We start from the raw sequence: 12703 nt of genomic DNA on the forward strand, positions 1-12703 counted from the left end.
CCAGCGGACATTGCTGCAGAACTGGAATTGCTGAAGCAGTGCGACTTGCTGGTGTTGAATTTTCCGCTTTACTGGTTTTCCTTGCCTGCAATTTTGAAGGGCTGGATTGATCGGGTATTTTTATCGGGCGTGGTTTATGGCGGCCGGAATTTTTACGACCGTGGTTTGATGAAAGGCAAACAGGCCTGGCTTACTTTTACACTCGGAGGTCGCGACCACATGTTTGGCGACGAGGCCATTCATGGTGACTTGAACACCATGTTGCGCCCAGTGTTGCGGGGCAGCTTGGGATACGCTGGCTTTGACGTACTGGAACCCTTCGCGGCCTACCATGTACCCTACATTACGCAAGAGGCCCGGGTTGAAATGCTTGAGCAGCTCGATGATGCAGTGAACACACTGGCTTCACGCCCGCGGGTTTCATATCCCAGTCTGGATCACTTCGATGCGCAAATGAACCCGCTCGGAAAATAAAAAACCCGCGGTGCTTTCGCACAACGGGTTTCAATCAAGTCTACAAGAAGACCTTTCATACGAAAGGTCGTGTAGCGGTCTTATTATTTTTGCTATTCCTGGATTACTTCATGCCCAGTTGCTTTTTGATCTTGGCGATCACGTCAGTTTGAACTGACTTGACCATGCCCTTGACTTGTTTCTCAAGGTCCTTGATCTGCTTCTGAACATCACTCAACAATTTCTTGCGATCCGTTGCGCTAAATACTGATTTGGCTGCTGCGGCCTTGGCCTTGGCGGCTGGCTTTGCTTTGGCCACAGTTTTCTTCGCCTTGGCTGCAGCATTCGCTACGCTGGCAGTGGCTGCCTTGGCGCGTGATGTTACTGGCTTCTTCGCTGCGGGTTTTGCTGCGGGCTTCTTGGCAGCAACTGGCTTTTTAGCGGCTGGCTTTTTCGCTGCAGCTGGTTTTGCAGCGGCGGGTTTTTTGGCAGCAGCTGGTTTGGCGGCTGGTTTCTTGGCAGCGGCTGGTTTTGCAGCAGCTGGCTTTTTCGCGGCAGCGGGTTTTGCTGCTGGTTTTTTCGCTGCTGCTGGTTTTGCTGCAGTTGCTGGCTTCGCAGCAGTCGCTGGTTTTGCAGCGGCAGGTTTTCTTGCAGCAGGTTTTCTTGCTGCTGGTTTTTTAGGAGCTGGGGTTGCTTTGCTTGCCTCGGCTTCGACTGGCTTTTGATCTGTTGTAACCATGTTGTGTAACCTTCCTTAAACGGTGTGGTGAGTTATGTGTACATCAAATTTTATTAACTGAAAAGCTTTTTTCATCAATACATGATCAACAACCCGTTTGTGTGTAATTTTCAATAAGTTTTGTCGTTTTTTTTTCGCACCACTCGCGTGCAAATTTTCAAAAACTTTTTGAATTTTATTGGCACTGCTCTTGCTAGTTTGATGTTGATTCAACTTCGAGTGCACTGCCGTGTTCAAGCATCTTTCCAAACTTTCTCATCACGCTGCCTGGCGAAGACAACTTGAATTGTTGCTCGACTCAACCGGTGAAGGCATCTATGGCATCGATCTGAAAGGGCGCTGTGTTTTCATCAACAAAGCGGGCGCAGAAATGTTGGGTTATTCCGCCGATGAAGTGCTTGGACGGAACATGCATTACCTGATGCACCACTCGTATGCGAACAACGATTTGATGCCTGTTTGTGAGTGTCATATTTTTCGTGCCTTTCAGGAAAACAAAGGTTGCCGCGTTGACAACGAGGTGTTGTGGCGCCGGGACGGAACCTGCTTTCATGCCGAGTATGCTTCTTACCCGATTTTCGAAGAGCAAGCGGTGGTGGGCGCTGTGGTCACTTTCAACGACATCACCGAGCGGGTTGAAGCGCAAAACATTCGCGCGGCTGCACAGGCTGAACTGGAGCGCAGGGTGATTGAGCGCACGGCTCAATTGCAGAAAGCGCACGACAGAATGCGCAGACTTTCCGCACACCTGACCACCGTTCGTGAAGAAGAGCGCACCCGAATTGCGCGCGAGATGCACGACGACCTGGGTGCCAAGTTGACAGCATTTGATCTGGAGTTGAAAGCACTGTCTTACCGCTGTGCCAACGATCAGAAATTAACAGTGCGAATTGAAAGTATGCTCGACCTTGCCCAGGGGGCCATGGAAAGTTTGCGCCGAATACTTTCGGATCTTCGACCCGGGGTGTTGGATCATCTCGGACTTTGGGCCGCAGTGGAACATTTGCTGGGCGAGTTCTCCCAACGCACCAAAGTGGTGAGTGTGCTCGACATTGCCCCCGAGCTGGAACATGTGCGTTTGAGCAAAGCCACCGAAACTGCGCTGTATCGAATTTTGCAAGAGGCGCTGAACAACGTCAGCAAGCATTCAGGTGCAAGCAAGGTTGAAGTAACTGTGAACACCGAGGGCAGGGCAGTTGTATTTCAAGTCAAAGACAACGGCCGTGGCATGGCGGTGCGAACCTTTAATGCGGGCTTCGGTTTAATGGGCATCGAAGAAAGGGCGTGGGACATTGGTGCGCGTTGCACGATCGATTCTATTTTGGGGCAGGGCGTGTGCATCAAGCTGCGTCTGCCCGAGGTGTTGGCCTTATGAAGATTTTGATTGTGGACGACCACATGATTATTCGCCGCGGCCTGGTTCAAATTCTTGATGAGTTTGATGGGCAGTACCACAGCGAGCAGGCGGCCGATGGCGTGGAGGCCATGCAGAAACTTCGCAAGGATAACTTCGATGCCGTGCTGCTGGATGTTGCGCTGGGCGAACGCGACGGCTTTGATGTACTTAAAAGCGTGCGCAGTGAATTTCCAAAACTGGGCGTGGTGATGTTGTCGGTCTACCCCGAAGCGCAGTTCGCTTTGCGTGCAATTCGAAGTGGCGCCAATGCGTACCTGAACAAAGGTTGCTCGCCTGCAGAGTTGACGCAGGCCCTTCAAATGGCCTGTGCCGGGCAGGTGTACCTGACACCGGCCACAGCCAACCTGATGGCAAACGATTTGCGTAAACCCGCTGACAGACCGCCCCATGAGCGCTTGTCCAATCGCGAAATGCAGGTGCTGCGTTTGATGGCGCAAGGCGAGACTGTTCAACACATTGCGCAGGCCTTGTGCCTGTCGGGCAACACGGTTTCAACCTACCGGGCCCGCGTGTTTGAAAAGCTGGAACTGAAGAACCTGGTTGATCTGGTGAACTACACCAAGCTGCATGGGCTGTAGTGTTCTTGTAGGGCCAGCACTACAACACAATCACAAATGGCGTGATACCCAGTCCAAGGCCAGCGCGGCACACTGAAAGCCTGTTTAACGCAGTGTTGCCGGAGAAGCGCCAATGGCCAGAATGCAAGGGTTCAGACTGGGTGTGTATGTGTTCAAGGAAGCCGAAGTGGTGGACTACGCAGCACCCTACGGCGTGTTCTCGGTGGCCAAGCGTTTTGACCCTGAGCTTGATGTTTTTCTGATTGCCGAAAGCATGCGCCCGGTACAAACACAAGCGGGCTTCACCGTGCTCCCCAATTATTCATTCGGCGACACGCCTGCAATGGATGCGTTTCTGATCCCCGGTGGTTTCGGTACACGGCAGGAAATGAACAACGGCAATTTGCACCGCTACATTCGGTCGCTTCCCAACACCTGTTTGCTGACCAGCGTGTGCACAGGCTCCTGGATTTATGCCCGCATGGGTTTACTCGATGGCCTGGCTGCCACCAATCGCAAAGAACCCGATCGTCTTGAAGCCTCACACCTTGGTAAAACACCAATAGACCGCTTGGCCGAAATTGCACCGGCATGCCAGGTGAGCCACGCACGGGTGGTGGATGCTGGCCGCATTGTGACCGGCGGCGGAATCGCCAGCGGCATGGAAGTGGGTTTTCACCTGCTGCGCCGCGCACGTTACGACGAAGAATTTATTACCGAGGTGGCTCGCGTGATGGAGTACACCAAAGCTTATCAGCAATACCAGCACGACATTGATTATTTTCGCCCCGCTTTGAACCGCGCTTCAGCTTGATCGTTGAACAAACTGCATAGGAGTTCACCATGTCCTTTTTCAAGAACCCGTTTGACCCCAACACCCGCCTGGGCATGCGTTGCGCCTGTGGCCAGCACAACAGCCAGGCTGAACACGACCAACAACTTGCCGTTCAACAAATGGAAGAACGTGCCGTTGAAAACGCGGTGATGCATGCGTTGTTTCCCGATGACAACCTGCGCCGCAATTTCCTGCGTGCAGTAGGCAGTGGCACTGCCATGGCTGCAATCGGTAGTCTGTTTCCATTGGCAGCGGCCAAGGAGGCCTTTGCGCAAAGCAATGGTCCCCTGGAGAAACAAAAACTCAAGGTGGGCTTCATTCCAATTACTTGTGCAACTCCAATCATCATGGCGCAGCCACTTGGCTTTTACGCCAAGCAGGGCCTCGATGTTGAAGTGGTGAAAACAGCAGGTTGGGCCGTGGTGCGTGACAAAGCGCTTGCCAAGGAATACGACGCGGCGCACATGTTGTCGCCCATGCCTTTGGCCATTTCCATGGGGGTTGGTTCAAACGCCATTCCATGGACCATGCCCGCCGTTGAAAACATTAACGGTCAGGCCATTACTTTGGCGATGAAGCACAAAGACAAACGCAACCCCAAAGACTGGAAAGGCTTCAAGTTTGCGGTGCCATTTGACTACTCCATGCACAACTACCTGTTGCGTTACTACCTGGCCGAGGCTGGCTTGGACCCCGATCGTGATGTGCAAATTCGTTCTGTGCCACCTCCCGAGATGGTGGCCAATATGCGTGCGGATAATATCGACGGCTTCCTGGCGCCCGACCCCGTGAACCAGCGTGCGGTGTATGACGGTGTGGGCTTTATTCACATTTTGTCGAAAGAAATTTGGTCTGGCCACCCTTGTTGCGCGTTTGCAGCCAGCAAAGAATTTGTGACCCAAAACCCCAACAGCTACAAAGCATTGTTGAAGGCTGTGCTGGATGCCACTGCGTATGCGCGCAAAGCCGAGAACCGCAAAGAAATTGCAGCAGCGATTGCGCCCACCAATTACTTGAACCAGCCATTGACCGTGGTTGAACAGGTGTTGACTGGAACATACGCTGATGGTTTGGGCGGTATCAAGAAAGACCCGCAGCGCATCGACTTCGATCCCTTCCCGTACCAAAGTTTTGCGATCTGGATTTTGACGCAGATGAAACGTTGGGGACAGATCAAAGGCGATGTGGACTACAACAAGATTGCCAAGGATGTATTTTTGGCCACCGATGCAACCCGCTTGATGAAAGAAGTGGGTATGCAGCCACCGGCATCGCTGGACAAGAAGTTCAGTGTGATGGGCAAGCCGTTTGACCCCAAGAAGCCTGAGGAATACCTCAACAGCTTCGCAATTTCCAGAACCAAGGGCTAAGCGGCATGAAAGATTTCAGGAAGCAAAAGTGGGCACCATCGGCATTGTCTGCATTGATCCTGGTCGTGATGCTTGCGATCTGGACCATTGCAACAATGCCGGAGGAATCGGAAGTGATTGTGGATCCGGAATATGCCGCATTGGTTGGACAGGCGGCATCGACTGGCGGTGAAACGCCATTGCCCACACCGGGCGATGTGGGCGAAAAACTGTGGGGGCACATCAGCGATCCGTTCTACGACCGTGGCACCAATGACAAAGGCATTGGCATTCAACTGGGCTATTCCATTTTTCGCGTGCTCGTGGGTTTTGGTTTGGCGGCCTTGGTGGCGATTCCCTTGGGGTTTGTGATTGGCATGTCGCCTTTGCTGTACAAGGCGCTTGACCCCTTCATTCAGATTTTGAAACCCGTGTCGCCTTTGGCCTGGATGCCGCTGGCTTTGTACACCATTCAAGACAGCGACACCTCTGCCATCTTCGTGATTTTCATTTGCTCGATCTGGCCGATGTTGGTGAACACCGCTTTTGGTGTGGCCGGTGTGCGGCGTGACTGGTTGAATGTGGCGAAAACGCTGGAAGTGAGTTCGCTTCGTACAGCCTTCCAAGTGATATTGCCTGCGGCGGCACCTACCATCATGACCGGTATGCGCATATCGGTGGGTATTGCCTGGTTGGTGATCGTTGCTGCCGAAATGCTGGTGGGTGGTACAGGGATTGGTTACTTCGTGTGGAACGAATGGAACAACCTGTCGATTGCCAACATCATCAGCGCCATTTTGTTCATCGGCTTGATCGGCATGTTGCTCGACACGCTGTTGGCCCGCATGGCCAAGCTGGTCAGCTACAAGGAGTAAACAACAATGACGACTGAACACAAAATATTCAGCAAAGACCTGGTTCCCGGCGAAAAAGCCGCAGCATTCCTACAAGTGGAGGGTTTGGTAAAAAGTTACGCTCCTTCGGATGCCACAGTTCCACCCGTGTTTGAAGCTGTGAACTTCGATATTCAGAAAGGTGAGTTCGTTTGCATCGTCGGCCATTCAGGCTGTGGCAAAAGCACGATTCTAAACATTCTGGCCGGGCTGGATGACGCCACGCAGGGCTACGTGATCATGAATGGCAAGGAAGTGGTGGGCCCGTCGTTGGATCGTGGTGTGGTGTTTCAAAGCCATGCACTGATGCCCTGGATGACAGCGTTGAAGAACGTGGAGTTTGGCGTGCGTTCCCGCTGGCCTGATAAAACCCCGGAGGAAATCAGCGAACACGCCATGAAATATTTGGACATGGTGGGTTTGAGCAAAGCTGCCAACAAAAAGCCGCATGAGCTTTCAGGCGGCATGAAGCAGCGTGTGGGCATTGCCCGTGCTTTTGCCATTCAGCCGCAGATGCTGTTGCTGGACGAACCCTTCGGCGCGCTGGACGCACTGACACGCGGCACGATTCAAGACGAGTTGTTACAAATCGTGAAGGCCACCGGGCAAACCGTGTTCATGATTACGCACGATGTGGACGAGGCCATTTTGCTGGCCGACAAAGTGATGCTGATGAGCCATGGTCCACGCGCCCGCATTGCCGAAATTGTTGAAAACACCATGCCGCGTGAACGAACCCGCAGCACTGTTCATCACGATCCACAGTACTACGCCATTCGAAATCACTTGGTTGATTTTCTGGTCAACCGCGCTGCACCCGCACCCAGCACTGAACCCGATGGCAACAAGTTGAACGCCGAACTACACAAACAACCCACGGTGGTTCGCCCTGGCCTAAAAGCCTTGGCCAATACCGAGACAACACCCCCACTAAATTTGATTCAAAGGAGTGCACCATGAAACGAACCGACGTAACCGAAATGATTGTATTGGCCAAGCGCAAGAAAAAATGCACTTGGGACGACTGCGCCAAAGTACTGGGCCAGTCCAAGGAATGGAGTACAGCTGCATTGCTGGGCCAGATGACCTTGACTGAGGAGCAGGCCAAGAAAATTGGTGAGTATTTGGCTTTGCCACCTGAAGCGGTAGATTGCCTGCAAGTGGTGCCTTACAAAGGATCGCTGCCCACAGCCGTGCCCACCGACCCCCTGATTTATCGCTTTTATGAATTGATTAGCGTGTACGGCACCACCTTCAAGGAACTGATTCATGAAGAGTTTGGCGACGGCATCATGAGCGCCATCGACTTCAAAATGGATTTGCAGCGTGAGCCAAACCCCATGGGCGACCGCGTTAGTATCAATATGAGCGGCAAATTCCTGCCCTACAAAACCTATTGATTTCAAGGCTGAATTTCCAGCTGATTGAACACCCCGGGTTAGAATAGACGCTTGTCTTAATTCTTACCTGGGGTAATGCCGTGACTGATTCAACCAACAACGCCGCCGCTGGCGACGAACTCGTACTGCCATCTGGCGTGAAGCTGACTTTCAAAAAGCGCGGCACTGGTACGCAAAAGCCAACACCCAATTCAATCGTCGAAGTGCACTACGAAGGCACCTTCCTGGACGGTCGCGTTTTTGACAGTTCGATCAAGCGCAATGAAAAAATTTCCTTCCCTTTGAACCGTGTGATTCCTGCCTGGACTCAGGCTTTGTGCGAAATGGTGGTGGGTGATCGTGCGATCGTGTTCTGTCCTTCAGACACTGCTTATGGCGCGCGTGGTGCGGGTCCGATTCCTGGCAACACCGACTTGGTGTTTGATGTCGAGTTGTTTGACATTCGTTAATTTATAGCCAACTCGGCGGGGTTGTCTTAGTTATAACCAACTCGACGGGGTTACCTGCTTCCTCACAGAAAACCGCTTGATCCCTTTTTGAGCCAAGGCATTCAATTCACCCAAGCCCGACAAGAAAGATGGTCGGGTCTTGGGTGTCGCCTACGGGCGAGCATTGAAGCCTTGGTTCAAACGGGGCGGTTTTCTTGAAGTTCGGAACAGGCAAGCCCACTGCCGAGTTGGCTTAAACTAGCGCCAGCGGCTCACCAGCAAGTTCGCGTCACAGCGCAACTGGTGCGAACTACTATCTACCGCCGCGCAGTTCACAGCAGGTTTCAGGGCACAATCGGCGTCGGTGTTTCGATCGTCTCGCCTTCAAGAAAACCTGCCCTTGCGTGTCGAGCAGGGCCGGTGTCGTCCCAGTATGGGCGACAGAGAACGCGCCCGACTCGCTTTTTGGAGGGGCGTTCTCAGGCATCGTAAGGCTCAGCAAGGGATATACAGGTTTTCTGGCGAAAGGGCGGAACACGAGCTGATTGGGCCAAGTGAACCAGCCGGTTGTGCTAAACCGCTTTTCGTAGTTGAAATTGCCGCGTTCCCCACTGAATGAGGAACGGCACCAAAGCCAGTGCCGCCAGTGAAATGACCACCTCAAGCGAAATAAGCTCCTCAAGCCTGTTCACCTTGGCCAGCTCATTGCCCGCATTCACATACAGCATGGTGCCAGGCAGCATGCCTAGAAAGCTGGTCCACAAGAAGGTCCACGGCTTTACACGTGTAAGGCCAGCCAGCAGATTGAATGCAACGAAAGGAATGATGGGTGCCAGTCGCAGGCTGAGCAAGTAAGCCACTTCGTTTTTCTCAATGCCTTTGTTGATGTCATTCAGCTTGTTGGCAAAGCGGCTTTCAACTGAGGATCGGAAAAAGTGCCGCGCAAACAGCATGGTGAGCAAGGCACCCAAAGCCGATGCTGCGGTGGACACGACCATGCACAAGCCAAAACCCATGCAGCCGCCACCCACCAGCATCAACACGCCTGCACCGGGCAGGCACAGCGCTGTGAGCAATACAAATACACCGAAGTAAATGACAGTGACCAACGTGGGGTTGTCCATAAAGTGCATGGCCAATTCGCGCTGGGCAGCCAACATGTCTTGCAGCGACACATCTGCACTGAGCCACACCAACAACAGCACCGCCGCGACCAGCATCAGTGTGGTTTTCTTCCAGTGTTGTTGAACAGCATTTTGCATCAAGTGCTTCCTTAACCCTTCAATACAATCGGTTCAATGGCTTCGCCCTGAGGCAGTATGCGGCCAATAATGGCGGTGTGTTCATAGCCCAGTTTCTTCAATGCAGCCACACAGGCCTCAGCTTTGTCACCGGGCACGGTGGCCAGCAAACCACCTGCTGTTTGTGGGTCAAATATCAGCGGGTAGCGCGGGTCATTCACATACTCAGCCTGATTTCGAATGGCGCGGCGCAAGCGCACGTTCGCCGGTTGCAGAGAGCTCACAATACCAGCGCTGACCATTTCAAGCGCGCCGTCCAGCAAAGGCAGGGCGCTTAGATCAAGTTCAGCGTCTACCTCTGAAGGGCGGGTCATTTCCACCAAATGGCCCAACAGCCCAAAACCAGTCAGGTCGGTACAGGCCTTCGATCCATATTCACGAAGGCACTGTGCGCCAATTCGGTTGCTCTTCACCATCGATTCCAGTGCTGCATCAATCCAACGACCCTTCGTTTTCAACTGGGGCAAGGCGGCAAACAGTGTCCCGGTACCAATTGGTTTGGTCAGCAATATTGCATCGCCGGGGCGCATGCCACCTTTGATCATCACGCCGTCCAGGTTTTCATCGACCAAGCCATTGATGGCAAAGCCCAAGGCCAACTCACGACCTTCGCCAGTGTGACCGCCCACCAGTGCGCAACCTGCTTCGTTCAACACTTCAACTGCACCGCTCATCATTTGAAACAACAGTTCTTCAACTTTCGATTCCAGCCCGGGGGGTACGGTGACCACGGCGGTGGCCGATTGCGCCTCGCCACCCATGGCAAATACATCGCCCAGCGCATGGTTGGCGGCAACTTTGCCGAAAATGTAAGGGTCGTCTACAAAAGCCCGGAAGAAGTCGACTGTGTGCACCATGGCTTTGCCGGGGGGTACTTTCACAATCGCAGCATCGTCAGGGGCATGCAGGCCTACCAATACATCTTCGCGATCCACCGGCTTTAGGTTACCGAGTGCGCGAGATAAAACTGTTGAACCCACTTTGGCGCCGCAACCACCACAGCGCATGGCGATGGCTGAAATGGCCTGTAGGCTTTCTTCCTGAGTCAATGCGAGGTTGGGCGTGATGCTACCACCAGCCGGCTTCGCGTTGGGGTCCATCTCAGGAAATTCACTGAATTTCGCCATGAAGCGGCGGTCAATCCAGTCTTTCCACTGCCACACCCAAGCGCCTGCAAAGCCCAAGGAGCCTTTGGACGCCACGGCGTATTTGTCGCCAGTGCTGATCAAGGCCAGCCAGGTTTTTTGGGGTCGGTATTCCAGCAGGTCGGCCCCCTGCACAAACAGGTGCAGGTTCTTGGTCAGTGGTTTGCCCATGCGTACAGCAAACACACCGGCTTTTTCCAGTGGTGTGCTGGTCAGGTTGGCGATGTCGCCTGCTGCAAAAATTTTGGGGTCGCGCGTAGTTTGCAGGGTTGGTCCCACGTTGATAAAGCCACGGGAATCCAGTTCAAGGTCGGTGTTCTTCAGCCACGCTGCACCACCAGCCTGTGTGACCCACATGATTTCATCGGCATGCAGGTTTTCACCCTGTTTGGTTTGCAGGGTGTGGCCGTCGAGCTGAATCACTTCTGCATCGCGGTGAAGCATTACGCCGCGCTCGGTCAGCACTTTCTCGAAACGAGCGCGCACGCCAGCGTTGTGCGTGGGCAGTACATCAGCATCGGCGGTGAACAGGTGAAATTCAAGTTCATCGGGGTTGCGGCCCATGGTGCGCAGTTCGTTGCGCAAGCGAAACTGCATGGCCAGCGCCAGTTCAACACCACCGGCTCCACCACCCACCACGGCAATGGTGGTTTTGCCTGCGTGGGTTTTTACTCGCTCCAACAGGCTTACCCAGCGCTGGTTGAATCGTGCAATCGGCTTCACGGGCACCGCGTTTTCCAAAGCACCCGGTACCAGTTGCACTTGCGGCGTGCTGCCAATGTTGATGGACAAGGCGTCGTAAGCCACGGGTGGTCTGTTTTTGCAAATCACCTTTTGATTGGCGCGGTCAATGCCCACCACTTCGTCTTTGAACAAGCGTGCACCCGCAAATGCACACAGGCGGCCCAGGTCGATATGAACGTCGTCGTAGCTGTAGTGGCCCGCAATGTAGCCGGGCAGCATGCCGGAATAGGGTGTGTGAATGTCGGTACAAATCAGGGTAAGGCGCACACCGGGCCAGGGCTTCATGCCAAACATGCGCAGCACACCCACATGGCTGTGACCGCCGCCAACTAAAACGATGTCACGAAGAATGGGTTGGTCAAATGTTTGCATTGTTTACTTCTTGTTTGTTTTGAATGGCTCGTTGTACGAGTCGAATTAGGTGATTTTGTTCGTTTTCCGGGGCAAATAATTTCGCTCGCTCGGCGCACTGGTTTTTTAGCTTGGTGTACAAACTGGATTTACCCGGTGGCAGGGGTTTCGGATTCACTATGTCTTCTTGCAACTGGGTCAGCATATTGGCCAGGGCATGCGAATTGCCCAAAGGGAAATAACCCTGGTAACCTGCGCCCAGCATGCCGATATTGCCATCAATGTAGCTGGCCACCACCGGGGTTCCGCTGCACACCGCTTCCATGATGACATGCGCTCCGCCTTCCATTTTGCTGGCGTGCACCAGCACATGGGCGCGTTGAATGCGTGTTCGGGTAGCGCCATGTGGCTGATTGCCCAGCCAGTGGTAGTTGGGGCAAGCCTGCATGGTTTCCTCGGCGGCTTGGGCCAGCTCGGGGTCCAGGGGGCCACCAATGTGATCAATGTAAATGTCGGGGTAGCCACGCAACAACACGGCAGCTTCCATCAGGGTTTGGGGCATTTTTTCATCGCGCAAATGGCCCACCATAACCACCTTCAAACGACGTTTGGCCTTCGAAAGGGTTTTGCGTGTCGTGGTGGACTGAAAAATAACAGAGGTCTTTTCCTGCAAGGCTTCGCTGAGTTTCTCTGTGCCTTTTTCCTGCAACACGATCAAATGTTGTGCCAATTCCAGCGATTTTTGCGCAGTTTCATCGGTTTCGATATCGCGGTACAGGTCGGTGCCGGTCAGCGCCAATATCAGCCCAGGGCTTCCGTTTGCATCGGTATCACGGCTGTGTGCCCAGGCGGCGATTGAATCGGCAGAGCGCCGTGCATGCAGCGCGATCATTGCAACATCGTGTTGTGTGGCGGGTGTGTTTTCCCAGTGCTTCACAATGCGCACATTGAAATGCCCGGACAAAAACAATTGCCAGCGGCGGGCGGTTTGCCAATTCCCATTGTTGGAATCGGCAAGTGCGGGGCTTACGATGACGACAGACGGTTTAATCAAGACAACAGCCACTTAATTGGAGGGGGTAAATTCGGGG

13 protein-coding genes are annotated in these 12703 nt (G+C 53.6%); 9 read left to right on the forward strand and 4 right to left on the reverse strand.

Features of this window, described 5'->3' with window-relative positions; genetic code table 11:
- Positions 1 to 474: NAD(P)H-dependent oxidoreductase (locus LMED105_RS08130; RefSeq protein WP_008250114.1), on the forward strand; the 474-nt coding region annotated here is incomplete at its 5' end.
- A gap of 103 nt (positions 475 to 577) precedes the next feature.
- Here LMED105_RS08130 and LMED105_RS16650 read toward each other — a convergent pair.
- Positions 578 to 1192 carry a hypothetical protein gene (locus LMED105_RS16650; protein WP_198006823.1) on the reverse strand — a complete coding sequence of 205 codons (615 nt, stop codon included), beginning with the start codon at positions 1190 to 1192 and terminating at the stop codon, positions 578 to 580.
- A 229-nt stretch (positions 1193 to 1421) separates the two neighbouring features.
- On the opposite strand from LMED105_RS16650, the gene LMED105_RS08145 reads away from it, so the two are divergent.
- From LMED105_RS08145 to LMED105_RS08180, 8 genes are all read left to right on the forward strand, one after another.
- A complete protein-coding gene (locus LMED105_RS08145) occupies positions 1422 to 2567 on the forward strand; it encodes a PAS domain-containing sensor histidine kinase (RefSeq protein ID WP_040512932.1) in 1146 nt (381 codons plus the stop codon).
- Positions 2564 to 3187 carry a response regulator transcription factor gene (locus tag LMED105_RS08150; protein WP_008250122.1) on the forward strand — a complete coding sequence of 208 codons (624 nt, stop codon included), beginning with the start codon at positions 2564 to 2566 and terminating at the stop codon, positions 3185 to 3187. The genes LMED105_RS08145 and LMED105_RS08150 overlap by 4 nt, the downstream gene beginning before the upstream one ends.
- A gap of 112 nt (positions 3188 to 3299) precedes the next feature.
- Positions 3300 to 3980: a DJ-1/PfpI family protein gene (locus LMED105_RS08155; protein ID WP_008250123.1), complete on the forward strand. Its 681-nt coding sequence runs from the start codon at positions 3300 to 3302 to the stop codon at positions 3978 to 3980.
- Between the two features lie 29 nt (positions 3981 to 4009).
- Complete coding sequence (locus LMED105_RS08160) at positions 4010 to 5371, forward strand: CmpA/NrtA family ABC transporter substrate-binding protein (protein WP_008250124.1); 1362 nt, start codon at positions 4010 to 4012, stop codon at positions 5369 to 5371.
- A gap of 5 nt (positions 5372 to 5376) precedes the next feature.
- Positions 5377 to 6225 carry a nitrate ABC transporter permease gene (gene ntrB / locus LMED105_RS08165; protein ID WP_008250125.1) on the forward strand — a complete coding sequence of 283 codons (849 nt, stop codon included), beginning with the start codon at positions 5377 to 5379 and terminating at the stop codon, positions 6223 to 6225.
- A 6-nt stretch (positions 6226 to 6231) separates the two neighbouring features.
- On the forward strand, positions 6232 to 7203 hold the full coding sequence (locus LMED105_RS08170) for an ABC transporter ATP-binding protein (RefSeq protein ID WP_008250126.1): 972 nt from the start codon (positions 6232 to 6234) through the stop codon (positions 7201 to 7203).
- Entirely contained in the window at positions 7200 to 7643 is a 444-nt protein-coding gene (gene cynS / locus LMED105_RS08175; RefSeq protein ID WP_008250133.1) for a cyanase, read from the forward strand. The genes LMED105_RS08170 and cynS overlap by 4 nt, the downstream gene beginning before the upstream one ends.
- Positions 7644 to 7723: 80 nt before the next feature.
- Positions 7724 to 8092 carry an FKBP-type peptidyl-prolyl cis-trans isomerase gene (locus tag LMED105_RS08180; protein WP_008250135.1) on the forward strand — a complete coding sequence of 123 codons (369 nt, stop codon included), beginning with the start codon at positions 7724 to 7726 and terminating at the stop codon, positions 8090 to 8092.
- A 551-nt stretch (positions 8093 to 8643) separates the two neighbouring features.
- On the opposite strand, the gene LMED105_RS08185 is transcribed toward LMED105_RS08180, so the two are convergent.
- From LMED105_RS08185 to senB, 3 genes are read right to left on the reverse strand one after another with little or no spacing between them, the layout of a single operon-like run.
- Positions 8644 to 9333 carry a TVP38/TMEM64 family protein gene (locus tag LMED105_RS08185; RefSeq protein ID WP_008250136.1) on the reverse strand — a complete coding sequence of 230 codons (690 nt, stop codon included), beginning with the start codon at positions 9331 to 9333 and terminating at the stop codon, positions 8644 to 8646.
- Positions 9334 to 9344: 11 nt separating this feature from the next.
- A complete protein-coding gene (selD, locus tag LMED105_RS08190; RefSeq protein ID WP_008250137.1) occupies positions 9345 to 11633 on the reverse strand; it encodes a selenide, water dikinase SelD in 2289 nt (762 codons plus the stop codon).
- Positions 11620 to 12666 (reverse strand): selenoneine biosynthesis selenosugar synthase SenB, encoded by a 1047-nt coding sequence (senB, locus tag LMED105_RS08195; RefSeq protein WP_050771191.1) that lies wholly within the window; start codon positions 12664 to 12666, stop codon positions 11620 to 11622. Before senB ends, selD begins: the two co-directional genes overlap by 14 nt.
- Positions 12667 to 12703: the final 37 nt, after the last annotated feature.

This window comes from Limnobacter sp. MED105, assembly GCF_000170915.1.
GTDB lineage: Bacteria > Pseudomonadota > Gammaproteobacteria > Burkholderiales > Burkholderiaceae_B > Limnobacter.

What these genes read in the sequence shown, in the direction of transcription:
- LMED105_RS16650 (WP_198006823.1), bottom strand. Translation starts at nt 1,192, where the DNA reads ATGGTTACAACAGATCAAAAGCCAGTCGAAGCCGAGGCAAGCAAAGCA.
- LMED105_RS08150 (WP_008250122.1), top strand. Translation starts at nt 2,564, where the DNA reads ATGAAGATTTTGATTGTGGACGACCACATGATTATTCGCCGCGGCCTG.
- LMED105_RS08155 (WP_008250123.1), top strand. Translation starts at nt 3,300, where the DNA reads ATGGCCAGAATGCAAGGGTTCAGACTGGGTGTGTATGTGTTCAAGGAA.
- LMED105_RS08160 (WP_008250124.1), top strand. Translation starts at nt 4,010, where the DNA reads ATGTCCTTTTTCAAGAACCCGTTTGACCCCAACACCCGCCTGGGCATG.
- ntrB (WP_008250125.1), top strand. Translation starts at nt 5,377, where the DNA reads ATGAAAGATTTCAGGAAGCAAAAGTGGGCACCATCGGCATTGTCTGCA.
- LMED105_RS08170 (WP_008250126.1), top strand. Translation starts at nt 6,232, where the DNA reads ATGACGACTGAACACAAAATATTCAGCAAAGACCTGGTTCCCGGCGAA.
- cynS (WP_008250133.1), top strand. Translation starts at nt 7,200, where the DNA reads ATGAAACGAACCGACGTAACCGAAATGATTGTATTGGCCAAGCGCAAG.
- LMED105_RS08185 (WP_008250136.1), bottom strand. Translation starts at nt 9,333, where the DNA reads ATGCAAAATGCTGTTCAACAACACTGGAAGAAAACCACACTGATGCTG.
- selD (WP_008250137.1), bottom strand. Translation starts at nt 11,633, where the DNA reads ATGCAAACATTTGACCAACCCATTCTTCGTGACATCGTTTTAGTTGGC.